At 48.9% G+C, this 17,244-nt stretch carries 16 protein-coding genes; 11 read left to right on the forward strand and 5 right to left on the reverse strand.

Features of this window, described 5'->3' with window-relative positions; all coding sequences use genetic code 11:
- Positions 1-37: 37 nt before the first annotated feature.
- A complete protein-coding gene (locus U9J37_RS19240) occupies positions 38-2,116 on the reverse strand; it encodes a TonB-dependent receptor (RefSeq protein WP_232280795.1) in 2,079 nt (692 codons plus the stop codon).
- A gap of 424 nt (positions 2,117-2,540) precedes the next feature.
- Here U9J37_RS19240 and U9J37_RS19245 point away from each other — a divergent pair, with 424 nt between their 5' ends.
- Together U9J37_RS19245 and U9J37_RS19250 are read left to right on the forward strand one after the other, a co-directional pair.
- Positions 2,541-4,640, forward strand: coding sequence for a cytochrome c biogenesis protein CcdA (locus U9J37_RS19245; protein WP_043886572.1), 2,100 nt, complete (start codon positions 2,541-2,543; stop codon positions 4,638-4,640).
- Positions 4,640-5,140, forward strand: coding sequence for a protein disulfide oxidoreductase (locus U9J37_RS19250; protein WP_005470230.1), 501 nt, complete (start codon positions 4,640-4,642; stop codon positions 5,138-5,140). Before U9J37_RS19245 ends, U9J37_RS19250 begins: the two co-directional genes overlap by 1 nt.
- Before the next feature lie 34 nt (positions 5,141-5,174).
- Here the strand turns inward: U9J37_RS19250 and U9J37_RS19255 are convergent, their stop codons facing one another.
- Entirely contained in the window at positions 5,175-6,878 is a 1,704-nt protein-coding gene (locus U9J37_RS19255) for a phospho-sugar mutase (RefSeq protein ID WP_005470110.1), read from the reverse strand.
- A gap of 368 nt (positions 6,879-7,246) precedes the next feature.
- Here U9J37_RS19255 and coxB point away from each other — a divergent pair, with 368 nt between their 5' ends.
- Genes coxB through U9J37_RS19275 form a run of 4 tightly spaced genes read left to right on the forward strand, consistent with a single transcriptional unit; the run spans position 7,247 to position 11,516 of the window.
- Positions 7,247-8,368 carry a cytochrome c oxidase subunit II gene (gene coxB, locus U9J37_RS19260; RefSeq protein ID WP_005470254.1) on the forward strand — a complete coding sequence of 374 codons (1,122 nt, stop codon included), beginning with the start codon at positions 7,247-7,249 and terminating at the stop codon, positions 8,366-8,368.
- Complete coding sequence (gene ctaD / locus U9J37_RS19265; protein WP_005469993.1) at positions 8,365-10,017, forward strand: cytochrome c oxidase subunit I; 1,653 nt, start codon at positions 8,365-8,367, stop codon at positions 10,015-10,017. Before coxB ends, ctaD begins: the two co-directional genes overlap by 4 nt.
- 9 nt (positions 10,018-10,026) lie before the next feature.
- Positions 10,027-10,635, forward strand: coding sequence for a cytochrome c oxidase assembly protein (locus tag U9J37_RS19270; protein WP_005470092.1), 609 nt, complete (start codon positions 10,027-10,029; stop codon positions 10,633-10,635).
- On the forward strand, positions 10,632-11,516 hold the full coding sequence (locus U9J37_RS19275) for a cytochrome c oxidase subunit 3 (protein WP_005469963.1): 885 nt from the start codon (positions 10,632-10,634) through the stop codon (positions 11,514-11,516). The genes U9J37_RS19270 and U9J37_RS19275 overlap by 4 nt, the downstream gene beginning before the upstream one ends.
- Positions 11,517-11,520: 4 nt before the next feature.
- Here the strand turns inward: U9J37_RS19275 and U9J37_RS19280 are convergent, their stop codons facing one another.
- Positions 11,521-11,760, reverse strand: coding sequence for a DUF2909 domain-containing protein (locus U9J37_RS19280; protein ID WP_005469923.1), 240 nt, complete (start codon positions 11,758-11,760; stop codon positions 11,521-11,523).
- A gap of 49 nt (positions 11,761-11,809) precedes the next feature.
- Between U9J37_RS19280 and U9J37_RS19285 the strand changes: the two genes are divergently transcribed.
- The 5 genes from U9J37_RS19285 (at position 11,810) to U9J37_RS19305 (ending at position 15,480) form a co-directional block, all read left to right on the forward strand.
- Positions 11,810-12,499 (forward strand): SURF1 family protein, encoded by a 690-nt coding sequence (locus U9J37_RS19285; protein WP_322414054.1) that lies wholly within the window; start codon positions 11,810-11,812, stop codon positions 12,497-12,499.
- Positions 12,492-13,040 carry a redox-active disulfide-containing membrane protein gene (locus U9J37_RS19290; protein WP_039474744.1) on the forward strand — a complete coding sequence of 183 codons (549 nt, stop codon included), beginning with the start codon at positions 12,492-12,494 and terminating at the stop codon, positions 13,038-13,040. The genes U9J37_RS19285 and U9J37_RS19290 overlap by 8 nt, the downstream gene beginning before the upstream one ends.
- A gap of 33 nt (positions 13,041-13,073) precedes the next feature.
- The gene (locus tag U9J37_RS19295; protein ID WP_043886569.1) at positions 13,074-14,108 is read left to right on the forward strand and encodes a COX15/CtaA family protein; all 1,035 of its coding nucleotides are present in this window, start codon (positions 13,074-13,076) and stop codon (positions 14,106-14,108) included.
- The gene (gene cyoE / locus U9J37_RS19300; protein ID WP_005470292.1) at positions 14,105-15,001 is read left to right on the forward strand and encodes a heme o synthase; all 897 of its coding nucleotides are present in this window, start codon (positions 14,105-14,107) and stop codon (positions 14,999-15,001) included. The genes U9J37_RS19295 and cyoE overlap by 4 nt, the downstream gene beginning before the upstream one ends.
- Positions 15,002-15,099: 98 nt before the next feature.
- Positions 15,100-15,480, forward strand: coding sequence for a VanZ family protein (locus tag U9J37_RS19305; protein WP_322414055.1), 381 nt, complete (start codon positions 15,100-15,102; stop codon positions 15,478-15,480).
- Here U9J37_RS19305 and U9J37_RS19310 read toward each other — a convergent pair.
- Together U9J37_RS19310 and U9J37_RS19315 are read right to left on the reverse strand one after the other, a co-directional pair.
- A complete protein-coding gene (locus tag U9J37_RS19310) occupies positions 15,468-16,379 on the reverse strand; it encodes an amino acid ABC transporter permease (protein WP_005470269.1) in 912 nt (303 codons plus the stop codon). The genes U9J37_RS19305 and U9J37_RS19310 overlap by 13 nt on opposite strands.
- A 21-nt stretch (positions 16,380-16,400) precedes the next feature.
- The gene (locus tag U9J37_RS19315) at positions 16,401-17,237 is read right to left on the reverse strand and encodes a transporter substrate-binding domain-containing protein (RefSeq protein WP_005470291.1); all 837 of its coding nucleotides are present in this window, start codon (positions 17,235-17,237) and stop codon (positions 16,401-16,403) included.
- Positions 17,238-17,244: the final 7 nt, after the last annotated feature.

Raw genomic sequence — 17,244 nt, forward strand, 5'->3', positions numbered from 1 at the left:
TGTCAAAAAGCGAAGCCACTAGGGCTTCGCATTGAAGTTAGAAGAAGAGTTCAAGGTTTGCGCCAATTGTACGAGGAGCTTGTCTGATTGGCTGGTCAACTGCCGTATGGTGGCTAACTAACGTTCGTTTATCAGAGTCAAACAGGTTCGTGGCGTAAAGACTGGCTCGACCATTTTCAAACAAGTAGGAGAGCTGCATATTGGCTGTCCAATACGGTTTGATCTCTTGGTCGTCACTGTTCTTCAAATCGGAGTAGTATTTGCCTGTGTACTGCGCGTTGCCCGAGATTTCCAAATTGTCGGTAATCGCATACAAGGCGCGCATGTTTGCGGTCAGTGCAGGAGCGCGAGGCAGCTCTTTGTTGTCACCACCTGCGGCCTTGGTTTGTTTATAGCGAGTCTTTAATAAACCTAAGTTGGTAAACAGCTCCAATTGGTAGCTTGGCGACCAACGTGCTCCGAGCTCAGCACCGTAGGTGGAGGCTGAATCTAGGTTTTGAATTGCAACATAGCCGTCAGCAAGGTTTTGTTGAATCTGCATGTCTTCGTAGTCGTTGTAGAATACGTTAGACGTCAGCTCGATTTTTCCATCGTTTAAGCCGTGGCGAGTGTAGAGCTCATAGTTCCAGACACTTTCCGTTTCAAAGGCGTAAGGTTTCATTGGTCCTTGACGTTCAGAGTGGAAACTGACGCCAGCACCGCCATTGTTATAACCTTTGGCAACGTTGAAACCATAGGTTTGACGGGAATCCGGTCTAAAGGCGATATCAAACTTTGGCAAGAACACGGTTTCGGTTTCATCATAATCCAGCTTGAGCATGTCAACTTCACGTTGCTTGTTCTCGCGCTCAAATCGACCTGCAAGTGTCACTTCGACTTCGGGAATAATCGCATAGGTTGCTTCCGCAAAAGCAGATTTGGTCTCGGATTTGCCGTCCATAGGGCTTTCTCCGCGCACATTGGTGAACAGATCATCTTGCTTTGAGCGATAGTAACGCGCACCAAATAGCGCGGTGAGTCGATTGTCTGCGGCGTGGTAACGCAGCAAAGGCTCGATGTGCATTTCTGTGCCTTCGGTGATGAAGTCAGCACGCCACCCCTCAGGATCAGTGATGCGCTCCGCTTTCGATTGACTGTAGACGACGCTGTTTTCAAACGTCCAAGCATCGGCGAACTGCCAGTCGATATCCCAAATGACATTGCGTGATTCTGTTTCATACACCGGACGTTTTGCCGGGAAAGAAGCGCCGATTTCATTCTCAGATTGTGGGGCATGGGTGTCGCTAGAATCAAAAGTCAGCATGGTTTTAAAATCGGCGATGGCACTTGGTTCTAATAACAGTTTTGCTCGCGCGGTAGTGGTACGAAACTCGCGACTGTCTCCGGCAGGGTTGTAGCTTTCTAGATCCAAGTGGCTATTGCGACTTTGATGATCAACGCTGAGGCGAAATGCCAGTTGGTCGCTGATTATCGGCGCATTGATCATTGCTGAGGTTTGCGTGTAGTCATGCTGACCGTACCCCGCGCGTGCTTTGACCTCAAAATCGTGGCTTGGGTCCATGGTTTTGATCACAATCGCACCCGCAGAGGCATTCTGGCCTTGAATGTAACTTTGCGGGCCAAGGTGGACCTCGACTTGGTCTACATCCCAAAGCGATCGCGGGCCAAAGGCGATTTCAGAGTAGGTGAGTGAGCGCCCGTCAATGGATAGATTCAATCGAGTTGATGTGCCAGCAAAGCTCGCCAATGCGCCCACTGAAGGGCCGGAGCCATCAATACCACGTACAGAAGGCATACTGTTTCCGACACCAGAGTCAACAACGTTCGGCGCGAGCGTGATCAGGTCAGCGACTTCGGTGGCCCCCGGTGTCGATTCGATGGTCGACTCGTCGAATACTTTTACGCTGGAGGCGGTCTCATAAATGCTGCGCTCTGTTTTCTCACCGATCACCACGATGGTATCGAGTGTGGTGACTGAGTCGGAAGCTTGGTCATGTTGTCCGGTGTTCGCGCTTAGCCAAGGGCTGACTAAGGCTGCAGCGATACAAGTGGCAAGTTTTGTGGTTTGGGGCTTAGATTGCAAAATGGCAGTTACATGGTTGCGTATGAAGGCCACACCCTATCTCCTTATAGATTAACGAACGGCAAAAAACGTGATGTTACGATGAGCACGTTGTTCACCGCTTAACTTCGACGGGGATTTAATCGTTGAATTAGAAAAGATGCAAATGAGAATTGTTATTATTTAATCTTAATCGCTTATGAAAAACAGGCACCATGACGGCTTATGGAGAAAAGCGCCTTTGGTTTCGCGGGTTGGCAAGGGATTTACCGTTATATACAGGATGGCATGCATTTTTTGGTTTAAGAAATGTTAATAGAATCTTACAAACGAAGCGGGTGGATCTTGAGGACATCACTAGCGCTTATCGATGTAACTCTATGATAATGGGGCCAACAAATGACCAGTGCCCTGAATCAAGCTATCCAATGACCTTGCTATGGGTGGTGCGAGCACGTGTAATAACCAGAGAAAAGTAATGAGAGACCGAATTCAATCAACCTCCGCCTTCCTGATGCTGTTTGCATTGACGATGTTAAGCGCTTTACTGAGCTTCTCAGTTCAGGCAAGTGTCGAAACTGGCTGGATGAGCAGCCCAGAACATCCCCCCGTGCGTACTCGGTTTGTGATCACAGGACAGGTCGATGAAACCAAACAACAGGTTGAGGGATTCCTTGAAGTCGAGCTGAGTGATGGTTGGAAAACCTACTGGCGCAGTCCTGGTGAAGGAGGTGTTGCTCCCAGTATTGACTGGCATGATTCAGAGAACTTAGGCAACGTTGATTGGCATTGGCCTTACCCTCAGCAATTTGATCTACTTGGCATCCATACCCTGGGTTACCAAGGGGACACCGTGATCCCGATGACCTTGACGATTGAGGATTGGTCACAGCCCGTTGACCTAAAGGCGACTCTACGACTCTCTTCCTGCACCACCATTTGTGTATTGACCGACTATCCATTCGAGCTTTCATTTCGCCCAGAACAGCTCACTTTGTCCGAAGACGCGGTGTATCAGTACGCGCAAGCCATCAGTAGGGTACCTAAAGCCTCTCCTTTGATTCAAAGCACTCAAGCCACTTGGGACCGAGATCAGCAGCGATTGGAGGTTCGAGTTGCCAAGTCGTTAGGTTGGCATCTGCCTGAGATGGTCGTAGATGGGGCGACTGAGTCATCTCAAGAGTACGGATTTAAACCTCTTGGTTTGGTCGTCGAGCAGAATACGGCCGTTGCAACATTTGTGGTAAAAAGCTGGTTGGGGGAGGTACATCTTGACGGTCGCGAGTTACGTATCTCCATGAAAGACGAGCATTTTTTAGCCGAGCAGTCGGTCATCGCAAGGAGCGGGCGGGTTGAACAAAGTGCCTCAGTCGTTGCGATGCTCGGTTTCGCGTTTTTAGGCGGTTTGATACTCAATATCATGCCTTGCGTGTTACCAGTACTTGGTATGAAGTTGAGTAGCGTATTGTCCACTCAAGGTTTGCAGCGTCGTGAGGTAAGGCGCCAATTCTTAGCTTCTTCTGCGGGGATCTTGGTTTCATTTTGGCTACTGGCTGCGATGTTAGTGGGGTTGAAACTGACAGGCAGTGTGGTCGGGTGGGGCATTCAATTTCAGAGTCCATGGTTTATCGGCTTGATGGTATTGGTGACTTTGCTGTTTGGTAGCAATATGTTGGGCTTATTTGAGATTCGTCTTTCCGCCAATACCACCACTTGGCTTGCGACCAGAGGAGGCGGTCGTTACTGGGGGCACTTTAGCCAAGGTGCATTTGCAACCTTACTGGCAACCCCGTGCTCCGCGCCTTTTTTGGGGACAGCCGTGGCTTTCGCCTTAGCAGCCAGCAACGTGGAACTATTGGTGATATTTACCGCGTTGGCGGCGGGTATGGCGATGCCTTGGCTTTTGGTCGCAATGTGGCCAAACCTCGCTCGAGCGCTGCCAAAGCCGGGCCGCTGGATGAATAAAGTCAGAGCGCTGTTTGGGCTTATGCTACTGGCGACGAGTTGTTGGTTACTCTACTTACTTGCCAACCATTTACCCATATTCTGGATTATCTTATTGGCAGTGACTGCCATCGTGGTGTTGCTCGCACGCATCAAACGCGTATATGGAGACAAAGCCATGGCGCTCTCCGGCGCTATTTTGCTGTTTTCACTTGCGGGCTCGCTGCTGGTTGCCAGTGTGACGACGGAGCATTGGGCTACACCATTACCCCAAGATCCAAACTGGAAGCCGCTTTCTAATCGCCTGATTGAACAGTCGGTTGCACAGGGTAAAACCGTGTTTGTCAACGTTACCGCAGATTGGTGTATCACCTGCCAAGCCAACAAAATTGGTGTCATCTTACAAGATCCTGTCTATTCAACGCTGTTGGCAGAAAACGTGGTCACTATTCAAGGCGATTGGACTCACCCAGACAGTGCAGTGACGGACTATTTGCGTGCCAATGGTCGCTACGGAGTGCCATTTAACATCGTTTATGGCCCTTATGCCCCCGATGGCATTCCACTGCCTGTTATCTTGACCGAGCAAGTGGTTATGGATGCGTTGAACATGGCAAGCAAAGGAGTACGGTAATGAAAAAACGCCTATTAGGTTGGAGTAAAGACCTCGCTATCTATGGAGCGCTGGCAATTGTGATTGCCGTTTCCGTTGATTGGTATCGCACTAAAGATCTGCCAAGAGATAATGCCCCGAACATTACCGGAGAGCTGATCAGTGGAGAATACTTTGATGTGGTTGCTCAAAGTCATCAGCAGCCTGTTGTGGTCTACTTTTGGGCGACATGGTGTGGCGCTTGTCGATTTGTCACACCGACGATTGATTGGCTAAGTGAGTACTATCCGGTTGTGGCTGTGTCTGGAGCCTCAGGTGCTGATGGGCGTGTTCAACGCTACATGGCACACAGAGAATATCAATTTGATAATCTTAATGATCCAAAAAGTGACATTTTCCGCAGTTGGGGAATATCGGTCACGCCCACCATCGCAATCGTCAAAAATGGGCAAGTGGTATCAATGACCACAGGTATTACGACGCCGCCCGGTTTGTTGGCGAGAGTCATGTTTCACCAATAGTAAAAAGCCTCCCGAGATGGGAGGCTTGGTTTATTTAGAGCGTGTGTTGGTGCTCGGCGATAAGCATGTCCATCGCAAGGTCTGCTTTTTCGTAGGCTTGCTCAAAAGACTCTTGGCTCGAGAACTCTTCCACCACTTCGTAGTAACACTTAAGTTTTGGCTCGGTTCCTGAAGGTCGAACAATCACTCGAGCACCGCCAGAAAGATGGTAGATAAGCACGTCACTGGCGGGTAAATCGATGCTCTCAACCGTGCAGTCTGAGTGAGTACGGGTTAGTGTTTTAAGATCTTCTAATACTTCGACCTGTCGACCGGCAATTTGAGTCGGTTGATTGGCGCGCAGTTTGTCGCCCACTGGCGGCGCTTTCGGATCTAAAGCGGCGCTGTGCTGGGCATTGATGACCATACCATGTTGACGATAAATCGACTCTAGCTGATCCCAAATCGTTTTGCCTTGCGCTTTTAGTTCCGCTGTCAGTTGAGCAAACGCCACTAAAGCAGAAAGACCATCTTTATCCCAAACCTTGTTACCCACGGTATAGCCCAATGCTTCCTCATAGGCGAACAAGAACTGCTTGTCTTGTGTTTGCTTTTGCATCGCGATATTGGTCAGCCATTTAAAGCCAGTGAGCGTTTGATAGTATTCGGCGCCAAAAGAGTGAGCGATCTTTTGCAAAAGTGTTGATGAAACAATCGTGTTGCCCACCAGTTGCCCGCTTGCCTCTGTTTTAGACAGCAAGTAGTGGCCGAACAGTGAACCGACTTGATCGCCTGTCAGCATTTGATACTCGCCATTTGGCTTTTTCACCGAGACAGCAAAGCGGTCCGCATCAGGGTCGTTGGCGCAGGCAATATCGGCATCGTTGGCTTTTGCCAGCGCGACAACCATGTCCATTGCACCGGCTTCCTCTGGGTTCGGAAAGTTGACCGTTGGGAAAGAACCGTCCGGTTCACGTTGCTCTTTTACACTGTAAACCTTGGTGAAGCCTGCATCAGCGAGCAGTGTTTCTGCCATCTCAGCACCGACGCCATGCATCGCAGTATAAGCGATACCGACTGCTTCAGGGGCATTGTGGTTAGACAGCAGTGCATTGCTGTTCATGGTCTGGCGATAGGTTTGGTAGTATTCCTCTTTGAGCCAAACGAGCAGTTGATGCGCTTGTGCATCGTCAAGACTCATCAGAGGCACGGGTTTTGTCGCGGCAATATCAATCTCTTTTGCGATACCAGAGTCGTGAGGCGGAATAATCTGCGCGCCATTCTCCCAGTAAACCTTAAAGCCGTTGTACTCAGGAGGGTTGTGACTGGCCGTTACCACCACGGCCGCTGCCGCGTTAAAGTGACGAACGCCAAATGCAACGATAGGGGTAGCGGCAACATCGTGAGTCAAGTAAACCTTGATACCTAGCGAGGTCAAAACGGCAGCGGTATCATGAGAAAACTGTTTTGAGTCAGGGCGACCGTCGTAACCGATCACAACGCCGCGCTCCTTTGCATTCTCAACTTGTTCAATCAAGTAATGACCAAGTCCGGTTGCAGTTTCTTGAATGACTAAGCGGTTCATCCGATTTGGTCCACACCCGACTTTGCCGCGTAGACCTGCCGTTCCGAACTCTAAACGTTGGCTGAAGCGATCATCAAGCTCATCAAACTGCTTTTCATCAATCAGGAGTTGAAGCTCTTCTCGGGTACGAGGATCAGGATCTTTTTCTAACCAATGCGTGACTTGTTCCATCATAGTTTCTTTACCTTTCTTAATCGTTATCCCAAGTGTATGACATTTGGGAGATTATGAGTGATAACGATTATCATTTGTGATAGCGCAATCGCTAAACTGCACAGAAGTCCTATTAAAAGGGATTAGCACTTTCTTGCACAATCGAAAAACGCCAACTAGCTTTTATTAACATAAATATAACAAATTACGTCAATTTTGCTGTTTAAACGGAATTTTCAAAGCCCGCAGGCTCAGTTGGACTTTTTTGCTACGGAGCCTCAAAGCAGCCATCTAACGGGTGGTTAAGGCAGAGGAGAGGTCTTTTGAAAGGAATACAGGTTACAGTGTGGCGATTGTGCAAATCGGTCTGTATTGGCCTTGCTACATACATGAGCTTCGTGGCAACGACCCTGGCTGAAGAAAACACCTTCAACATGACGCAAGGTGTGACGGACATTAGCGGCCAAGTTTACGATTTGCATATGCTGATTTTTTACATCTGCGTTGCGATTGCTGTCGTTGTGTTTGGCGTTATGTTCTATTCCATGTATCACCATCGTAAATCGAAAGGAGCGGTGGCGGCTAATTTCCATGAAAGCACCAAGGTGGAAGTGATTTGGACGGTGATTCCGATCATCATTTTGGTCCTGATGGCTATCCCCGCAACGAAGACTCTCGTTGCGATGGAAGATACCTCGCAATCGGACCTAACGGTGAAGATTACCGGCTCACAATGGAAGTGGCATTACAGCTACTTTAATGAAGATGTCGAATTTTTTAGCCTGTTGGCAACCAGTCAAAAGTCGATCGACGGACTCGAAGAGAAGGGCGCCCATTACCTTCTGGAAGTCGATAACCCCTTAGTCCTCCCTATCAATCGTAAAGTCCGTTTTTTGATGACGTCGGACGATGTTATCCACTCTTGGTGGGTGCCCGATTTCGCAGTCAAAAAAGACACCATTCCCGGTTTTATTAATGAAGCATGGACGCGAATTGATGAGCCCGGCATTTATCGGGGCCAGTGCGCAGAGCTTTGTGGTCGAGCGCATGGCTTTATGCCCATCGTGGTGCACGCTATGGAAGAAACGCAGTACGACCAATGGCTTGCAGATAAGAAAGCGCAAATCGAACAAGCGAAACAAGAGGCTGCGGCGTCATTGACCGCGACGCTCTCAAAGCAAGAACTGATCGACATTGGTATGCAGGTCTATCTTGACCGTTGTGCTGTGTGTCACCAAGCAGATGGTGCAGGCATTCCGGGCGCGTTTCCTGCGATTACCGGCAGTGCAGTCGCTACTGGAGACATCAGCGAACACATTGATGTGATTGTTAATGGCCGCGCAGGCACGGCGATGCAGGCGTTTGCCAATCAGTTGACGGACAAAGAAATCGCTGCGGTTGTTACTTACCAAAGAAACGGTTTGGGTAACGACACAGGTGATGTGGTTCAAGCTGCTGACGTAAACGCATTCAAAGCGGCGCAATCTGGCGCATCTGAGGAGGCACAATGAAAACGCCCAAACCTGAGTTATCAGAACAGATCAAATCTGCTCCAGCAGCCGACGCGGAGATCAGCCGAGCGAACAGTGCGATTGTCGTTGAAGAGCATGATCATCATGGGCCTGCGAAAGGGATAACGCGCTGGCTCTATTCCACAAACCACAAAGACATCGGGACGCTTTACCTGTGGTTTAGCTTCATCATGTTTTTGACCGGAGGCGCGATGGCGATGATCATTCGTGCCGAACTGTTCCAGCCGGGCTTGCAATTGGTGGATCCTCAGTTCTTCAATCAGATGACGACCGTTCACGGCCTAATCATGGTATTTGGTGCCGTTATGCCTGCGTTTACTGGTTTGGCAAACTGGATGATTCCAATGATGATTGGGGCGCCAGATATGGCACTGCCTCGCATGAACAACCTCAGCTTTTGGATTCTTCCCTTTGCGTTTTTGATTCTTATTGCCTCGCTGTTTACCGAAGGCGGAGGTCCTGATTTTGGTTGGACTTTCTATGCGCCACTGTCCACCACGTATGGTCCAGACAGCACCGCACTATTTGTATTCTCGGTACACATCATGGGGATCAGCTCGATTATGGGGGCGATTAATGTGATTGTTACCATCGTCAACATGCGCGCCCCTGGGATGACTTGGTTCAAAATGCCAATGTTCGTTTGGACTTGGCTGATCACCGCGTTTTTGCTTATTGCGGTGATGCCCGTGCTCGCAGGCGCAGTGACCATGGTATTGACCGACAAATACTTCGGCACTTCGTTTTTTGATGCGGCTGGCGGGGGCGATCCTGTGATGTTCCAGCACATTTTCTGGTTCTTCGGTCATCCTGAGGTTTACATCATGATCTTGCCATCGTTTGGCATTATCTCCGCGATTATTCCTGCATTTAGCGGCAAAAAATTGTTTGGCTATCATTCGATGGTCTACGCGACTTGCAGCATCGCGCTGCTCTCTTTCTTAGTCTGGGCGCACCATATGTTTACCACGGGTATGCCGGTGTTTGCAGAGCTGTTCTTTATGTACTGCACCATGTTGATTGCGGTGCCGACAGGCGTGAAAGTGTTCAACTGGGTGGCCACCATGTGGCGAGGGGCGATGACGTTTGAGACCCCGATGCTGTTTGCCATTGCGTTCATTATCTTGTTTACCATCGGTGGATTCTCTGGGCTTATGTTGGCGATTGTCCCTGCGGACTTCCAATACCACGATACCTATTTTGTGGTGGCCCATTTCCATTATGTGTTGGTCTCTGGGGCTGTATTCTCGATTATGGCGGCCGCTTACTACTGGTTGCCAAAGTGGACCGGACACATGTATGACCATAAGCTGAGTTTGTGGCATTTCTGGTGCTCGGTTATTTCGGTCAATGTGCTGTTTTTCCCGATGCATTTCTTGGGTTTGGCGGGGATGCCACGGCGAATTCCGGACTATGCGATTCAGTTCGCTGACGTAAACCAGATTGTCTCCATCGGCGGTTTTGCTTTTGGTCTATCGCAGTTGATCTTCCTCTGGTTGGTGATCAAATGCATTCGCGGCGGAGAAAAAGCGCCGGCTAAAGTGTGGGAAAGGGCGGAAGGACTTGAATGGACTGTGCCAAGCCCTGCGCCTCATCATACCTTTGATACGCCACCAAAAGTGGATTAGGGGGGCGTTATGAGCCAAGCAAAGTCGAATCAGAAACTGACGCTGAAGCTGCTCGTGGCAACCATGGCGATGTTTGGCTTCGGCTTTGCGCTGGTGCCTCTTTATGATGTGATGTGTGATGCGCTTGGCATCAACGGCAAAACCAACACAGAATCTGTTCTTCAGCCTCAAGGGATGGTTGCGGATACCTCTCGTGTTGTCCGCGTGGAGTTTATGGCTCATTTAAATCAAGGGATCCCATGGCAGTTTGGGCCAAAGCAAGCCTACATGGATGTCCACCCTGGTGAAGTCATACAAACAGCGTTTGTGGCAAAAAATCTCGCCGCGAAAGAGATTGTTGGCCAAGCGGTACCTTCCGTGTCCCCAGGGTTAGGCGCAACCTATTTCAATAAGATCGAGTGTTTTTGTTTTAATCAGCAACCACTGGCAAGTCAAGACAGCGCCGAAATGCCACTGATCTTTTATATCGAGCCTGATATTCCCGATTCGATCCACACCCTTACTCTCTCTTATACCTTGTATGACATTACTCAGTCTGTAGACGCTTCGTTAGAAGTGGCGTCATTAACTGACACGTCCTCAATACCTTCAAGACCAAAGCAAGGAGCAGCCCAATGAGCTCAAAACATCAACCTTACTATGTTCCCGCTCAGAGTAGTTGGCCCATTGTCGGCGCGGTTGCCCTATTTCTAATCGCGGTTGGGGCGGGGCTAACGGTGCAAAACATGGCCGAGGGTGGCGATGGCAGCGTGTTTGGCAAACTTATCTTGTTGGCGGGATTTCTTTTCTTGCTGTACATGTTTGCGGGCTGGTTTAGCAATGTGATTACCGAGTCGATGAGCGGTCAATACTCAGAGCAAATCTCGCGCTCATTTCGACAAGGCATGAGCTGGTTTATTTTCTCTGAGATTATGTTCTTTGGGGCATTTTTTGGTGCTTTGTTGTATGCCCGCGTGATAGCCGTCCCGTGGTTAGGTGGTGCCAGTAACAATGCGATGACCCATGAAGTGCTTTGGCCAACCTTTGAAGCGCTTTGGCCATTAACGACAACGCCAGGGGGCACCGAAACGCAGGCCATGGGCTGGCAAGGGATCCCTCTTATTAATACGCTAATTCTGCTGACTTCTTCGATTACCCTGCACCTTGCGCATACCAGCTTGGAGCAAAATAAACGGATGGCGCTGATTGTGTGGCTTGAGATCACCATAGTGTTGGCGTGCTTCTTTTTGTATTACCAAGGTGTCGAATATGCTCATGCCTATCAAGATCTAGGTCTCACGCTTCAATCGGGGATCTACGGTAATACCTTTTTCTTGCTGACGGGTTTTCATGGCATGCACGTGCTGCTTGGTACCACCTTCCTTATTGTTTTACTTGCTCGGATTGCGAAAGACCACTTTACGCCGAAAGATCACTTTGCGTTCCAAGCGGGCAGCTGGTACTGGCACTTTGTTGATGTGGTTTGGTTATGCCTGTTTGTCTTTGTTTACGTGCTGTAGACCGCTAGTAGGGGCGCACGTTTGGGTCGATAAAACCGCTAAGCAATGCGGCAACCATAAGGACGACGGCCAATGCAGAAAGAAACACACGACGACCAAGGTAGAAGCTCATTGGTTTGTCGGGCTGCTGATTATCTTCGTCGTCTTGTTGTGGTCCTTTGACCATCTCGATCATTGCGCGAGCTAGGTTGAAAATAATGAACAGCAATAACACCACAAGCAGCAATTTGAAAAGAAATACCATGAGGTTGTCCTTAGGCTTTTTAGTAAAGAGACCAACTTTTTGGTTAGCTTTGATATTAACTTTGGTTGTCTTTTCGCTATTGATCAACTTGGGTTTGTGGCAGTTAGGGCGAGCAGACGAGAAACTGGCGATGGAGCAATACCTTAGCAGCCGAGAATTTTCTCAGCCGATATCGATGAGTGAGTTGGAATCCCAGACGAAGGGGTATTTGACTGGCGTTAAGGTCAAGGCTCGTCTTACGCCAGTGAGCGGGAAGTATCTGCTACTGGATAACCAAACCTATCAGGGACAAGTTGGCTATCTGGCGATGCAGTTGATGATAAATGAGCAGGGGAAAGGGGTGTTACTCGAACGAGGATTTGTACCAGCAGCGGAGCGCCGCTCAGTGTTGCCTAGGGTTGAATGGTTAAATCAGCCCATAGAGGTGGTAGGACGCTTATATCAACGTTCGAACAACCCTTTGAGTGACCACCTGCTTGCTGAGTCAGGACCAGTGATAAGGATTCAAAATCTCAACTTGGCACGATTGGCCGAAGAGTGGCAGCAGCCGTTAGAGCCTTATGTATTTCAGCCCCAAGTTGAAGATTGGACGTATCCTCAACCATGGCAGCCCGTACCAATGACATCATCAAAGCACATTGGCTATGCAGTGCAGTGGTTTGCGATGGCAGCGGCACTGCTTGGGTTAAGTGGTTGGGTGTTCGTGAGAGCGATAAACAAAGGAGTGGCGCATGAGTAATCCAGTGTGGCGAGGAAGAATCATATTTCTCACATTAGTGCTGATGTTCGCATTGCCTGCAATTTTGGCCAAGACAGTGTTAACCAATCATTGGTATCAGTCTGGGGTGACCAATCGAGGCGTGTTGATTGAGCCAAGTGTCAGTTACCAAACTCTCGGCATCGACAACCCCTATGCTGGAAGTCAGTGGCAGTTGGCCTATGTGATGCCGAGTCGCTGTGAGGCATTTTGCCAGCAGCAACTCTATCTATTGGGGCAAAGTCATACCGCGCTTGGCAAGTACCAAGGTCGGGTTTCTCCAGTATTGCTGGTTCGCTCGGACAATGAGGTGATGCCAAAGGTAGCCGAGCAATTTAGCGTGGTTAATGTAAGCGGTAATTTGGACCACTTGGTCTCAGGATTCGAGGTCGTGATTGTTGATCCTCTAGGGCAGTTAGTCATGCGTTATCCAAAAGTGAAAACAGAAAGTGACTTGGTCCAACAAAGCAAGGATGTGTTGGCCGATTTACGCAAGCTACTCAAACTATCGCGAGTAGGGTAAGCGTTCACACGGTTTAAGACAGGGAGCACGTTGATGAAATTGATAAATTTAGTGCGGCTTAGTTTGGCGTTAACCTTTGTCGTGATTATGCTTGGCGCCTATACAAGACTCGCAGATGCTGGATTGGGCTGTCCAGATTGGCCCGGTTGCTATGGTCACTTGACTGTGCCGAATGAGCACCATGAGATCGCATTGGCCAAAACTTTGTACCCCTCACTGACCATTGAAGCCAACAAGGCTTGGCTTGAGATGATTCACCGCTATTTTGCAGGCACGCTTGGGTTGATCATTTTCCTCATTTCGTTTCGGTGTATTCGAGAAAAGAGTTTAGGGATTGGCTTGCCACTGACGCTCTCGTTGGTCGTGGTATTTCAGGCATTGCTCGGTATGTGGACAGTGACTATGAAGTTGATGCCCATTGTTGTGATGGGACACTTGCTTGGCGGTTTCTCGTTATTTTGTTTGCTGGCGATACTCTATTGGCGGCTCAAAGATAAATCGACACCGTCGGCAGCGGTTTTGTCTGTTCCAAAAGGCGCGAAGGGACTGGCAGCACTCGCCCTAGTCGTTGTGGTTTTGCAAATCGCTTTGGGAGGGTGGACGTCGTCAAACTATGCCGCCTTGATGTGTACCAGCTTGCCGATTTGTCAGGGGGACTGGACAAGCTATCTCGATTTCTCTACCGCGTTTGAGCTGATTCAACCCCAACACGAAAGCTACGAGTTTGGCACCCTTGATTACGGAGCCAGAATGACAATTCATGTGACCCATCGATTTGGCGCAATACTGACGACGCTTGTGGTGATTGCCTTGGCGTTTCAACTGCTATCAGCAAAAAGCAAAGTATTGGTTAGAACTGCAGTTTGGCTGGTGGCATTGCTTACGCTGCAACTGCTTCTTGGTATTAGCAACGTGGTGTTTAGCCTGCCGTTGGTCGTGGCTGTTGGGCACAACTTGGGGGCGGCGCTGCTGCTAGTTGCAGTGCTAAGAGCCAACTATGTGTTGTTTGACCGTTCGACCAGTCGAGTGACCCACTCTGAATTGTTAGATAAGGAAGGTGTACGATGAGTAAAACGATTCACTACACACGAGCGTCGTCTCGCGCCAACTGGCATGTGTATCTTACTCTAACTAAACCCAAAGTGGTTGCACTCATGCTTTTGACAACATTGGTTGGAATGTGCCTCGCGGTGCCGGATGCATTGCCTCTTCAACAAGCCTCATTTGGACTGATCGGAATTGCGTTGATGGCGGGGTCAGCCGCCGCCTATAACCATCTCATCGACCGACGAATCGACTCAATCATGGCACGGACCTATAAGCGCCCGTTGCCGTCTGGTGACATCAAAGCCAGTCATGTGATGATGTTTGCAACCAGTATTGGCTTGATTGGCTTCGTGATTCTTTATGCGTTGGTCAATCCACTGACCGCTTGGCTGACGTTTGCCAGTTTGGTTGGCTATGCGGTGATCTATACCATGTACCTAAAAAGAGCGACGCCACAAAATATTGTCATCGCAGGTATTGCCGGTGCGATGCCTCCACTATTGGGCTGGACTGCCGTCACCGGAGAGTTACATGCTCACGCTTGGTTACTGGTGATGATTATTTTCATTTGGACTCCTCCTCACTTTTGGGCGCTCGCCGTTCACCGCAAAGAGGACTATGCAAAAGCTGATATTCCAATGCTGCCAGTCACCCATGGTGTGGAGTACACGAAAACGTCTATCTTGCTGTATACCATTCTTCTGGCGTTGGTCTGTTTGATGCCTGCCTTGGTAGGAATGAGCGGCACGATTTACTGGATAGGATCGGTTTTTCTTAGCCTAGGGTTTATTGGTTACGCTTGGAAACTAAAATTTAACCCGAATGAAGGTTCAGCTATCGAAACTTTCAAATTCTCGATCTACCATTTAATGACACTGTTTGTCTTACTGTTATTTGACCATTATTTAACCTAACTGACTGTTCACACGGTACAACATAGGTTAACCTTTGCTGCCCTTTAGGAGTTGAGTTGAAATCTATGTTGTCGTTGTCAGATTTGTTTGGGAAAAGATTGCTACTGTGGGTAGCGTTAGTCGCTATCGGTGGTTCTGCATCCTTGGCCAAATCGTTTGATATTTACGGTCACATTGTTACTGGTATGGAAACACTGGTGGGCGGCGATTGGGCAATGCACCTTATCGTAGCCACAACGCTGGGCTTTTTTGCATCTTGGGCAACCCCAAAAAGCTTCTATCAATACTCAAGCGTTCCAATCTCACCTTGGGTCGGGTTGCTGCTTATTGCCGTCACGATCGATGAGTTTTCGCAGATGTATTTCCCGCTTCGACAGTTTTCTTATAGTGATTTGGCGATCAATATCAGTGGTGTCACGATTGGTAGCCTTACCTATCTTTGTTACATGAGCTTCCGTTACCCTGCTTACTTGCGCTGATGGCGCAGAATATGACTTTCTAGCTTTTTAAAGAGCATGGAAAGGGCTAAGCAAATCGTCAAATACGTTAGGCCGACAATCAACCAAATTTCAAAAATTAACCCAGACGAGTTCGCCATCTCGGTGCCGACAAACGTCATTTCTTGAATCGAAATCAGGGACACAATCGACGTGTCTTTAATCAGCGAAATCGCCTGTCCTGCCAATGCTGGCGTTATCGTGACAAGCACTTGCGGCGCAATCACATAGCGATACTTCACCCAAGTGGATAAACTCAGTGAGTCTGCGGCCTCCCATTGACCTTTTTCAACGCTGGCTAAACCTGAGCGGACGATCTCTGCGACGTAAGCTGAAGACAGAATACCAATGCAAAGCACGCCAGAAAGCAAGTTTTCCCACAGCGCTGCGGGACCAAACAACAGAGATTGCAGTGAGGTAATGTCACCGGAATGGTTTCTGAGTATTTCTCCTAGACCTAATAAAGGGATTAATTGGTTTGAGATAAAGAAATAGAAAATAAACACAAACACCAATGGCGGAATGTTGCGAACTAACTGGATGAAAATATTGATAGGCTGACGGATGAGGGTAAACCGCGATTGCCTACCGATACCAAGTAATGTCCCTAGGGTGAAGGCGAGTACACCTCCCCAAATACTTAGGCGCAGTGTCGCGACCAAACCTTGAAAAAAGTAGGGCAGTGAGCCATCGGACCGCGCGGTAAAAATGAGGTCAAAGGCTTGTTGCCATCGCCAATGGTAGTTAACGCCAATTGAAGAGCGGTAGTAGAGCCAGCCGACAAGAAGCGCCAAGCCAAACAATAGAGTGACGTCTAGCTTATTGAACTTGAATTTGCTTTCTGCAACAACGGGTGCAGATGCGGATTGTACATTACTCACTTTACTACCACTTCGTTATGTTTATTGACCGTTTGCGACCTGATTTTGCCAATCTAGTGTGGAGAACCAGTACTCATAGCGCTCGCTTAACCAACCATCTTGAGTTCTGGCGTTGATCCACTCATCGAAAAAGGCTTTTTTATCCTCTTCCCCTAAACGAACCGCAAAGGCTTCATTGCCTTTAGACAAACGCTCTGAGAAAGGAATAAACAGTTTATCGGCATGTTTGACCGCTTCATGCTCTGGTTTCGGACTCGAGGCGATTACCGCGTGTGCGTTGCCATTGAGGACTTCTTGGAATGCTTGCGCGTCGTCATCAAATTGAAGGATTTTTGCTTTCGGGAACGTCTCACGAGCCACTTGAACGGTAAATGCTCCGCGTCTGGCGGCTATTTTTACGCGGCGAGAGTCGAAGTCACTGAACTCTGAAAATCCAGCTGCGAGCTCTGTGTTCGCGGCTACTTGAACCCCTGAGTGCGAGTATGGCGTCGAAAACAACACGCTTTTAGAGCGCTCTGGCGTGACGCTCATTCCGCCGATGATGACATCGAATTTCTGTGCCAATAGCGCGGGAATAATGCCATCCCACGCAGTGGGTACGAACTCGACTTTCCAGCCAGAGTCTGCGGCAAGGCGCTTGGCAACATCGATTTCAAAGCCAATCAACTCACCTTGAGTGTTGCGCATAGCCCAAGGGACAAACGTTGACATACCAACGCGCAATGTACCGCGCTCATTGATTTTATTGATGTTGGGCGTGTCACTCGCCATAGAAGGCAGTGCAATCGCCAATCCAAGTAGTGCGGTAATGGCACGCTTGAAGCTCTTTTTCGATACGAACTTTCCTAATGTTTTCATGGTTGTT

Source organism: Vibrio sp. 16 (genome assembly GCF_963681195.1).
GTDB lineage: Bacteria > Pseudomonadota > Gammaproteobacteria > Enterobacterales > Vibrionaceae > Vibrio > Vibrio sinaloensis_D.

Coding starts and splice junctions, on each gene's coding strand:
- U9J37_RS19295 (WP_043886569.1), top strand. CDS start 13,074: ATGAAATTGATAAATTTAGTGCGGCTTAGTTTGGCGTTAACCTTTGTC.
- U9J37_RS19315 (WP_005470291.1), bottom strand. CDS start 17,237: ATGAAAACATTAGGAAAGTTCGTATCGAAAAAGAGCTTCAAGCGTGCC.
- U9J37_RS19275 (WP_005469963.1), top strand. CDS start 10,632: ATGAGCTCAAAACATCAACCTTACTATGTTCCCGCTCAGAGTAGTTGG.
- cyoE (WP_005470292.1), top strand. CDS start 14,105: ATGAGTAAAACGATTCACTACACACGAGCGTCGTCTCGCGCCAACTGG.
- U9J37_RS19290 (WP_039474744.1), top strand. CDS start 12,492: ATGAGTAATCCAGTGTGGCGAGGAAGAATCATATTTCTCACATTAGTG.
- U9J37_RS19250 (WP_005470230.1), top strand. CDS start 4,640: ATGAAAAAACGCCTATTAGGTTGGAGTAAAGACCTCGCTATCTATGGA.
- U9J37_RS19270 (WP_005470092.1), top strand. CDS start 10,027: ATGAGCCAAGCAAAGTCGAATCAGAAACTGACGCTGAAGCTGCTCGTG.
- ctaD (WP_005469993.1), top strand. CDS start 8,365: ATGAAAACGCCCAAACCTGAGTTATCAGAACAGATCAAATCTGCTCCA.
- U9J37_RS19255 (WP_005470110.1), bottom strand. CDS start 6,878: ATGATGGAACAAGTCACGCATTGGTTAGAAAAAGATCCTGATCCTCGT.
- coxB (WP_005470254.1), top strand. CDS start 7,247: ATGAGCTTCGTGGCAACGACCCTGGCTGAAGAAAACACCTTCAACATG.
- U9J37_RS19245 (WP_043886572.1), top strand. CDS start 2,541: ATGAGAGACCGAATTCAATCAACCTCCGCCTTCCTGATGCTGTTTGCA.
- U9J37_RS19280 (WP_005469923.1), bottom strand. CDS start 11,760: ATGGTATTTCTTTTCAAATTGCTGCTTGTGGTGTTATTGCTGTTCATT.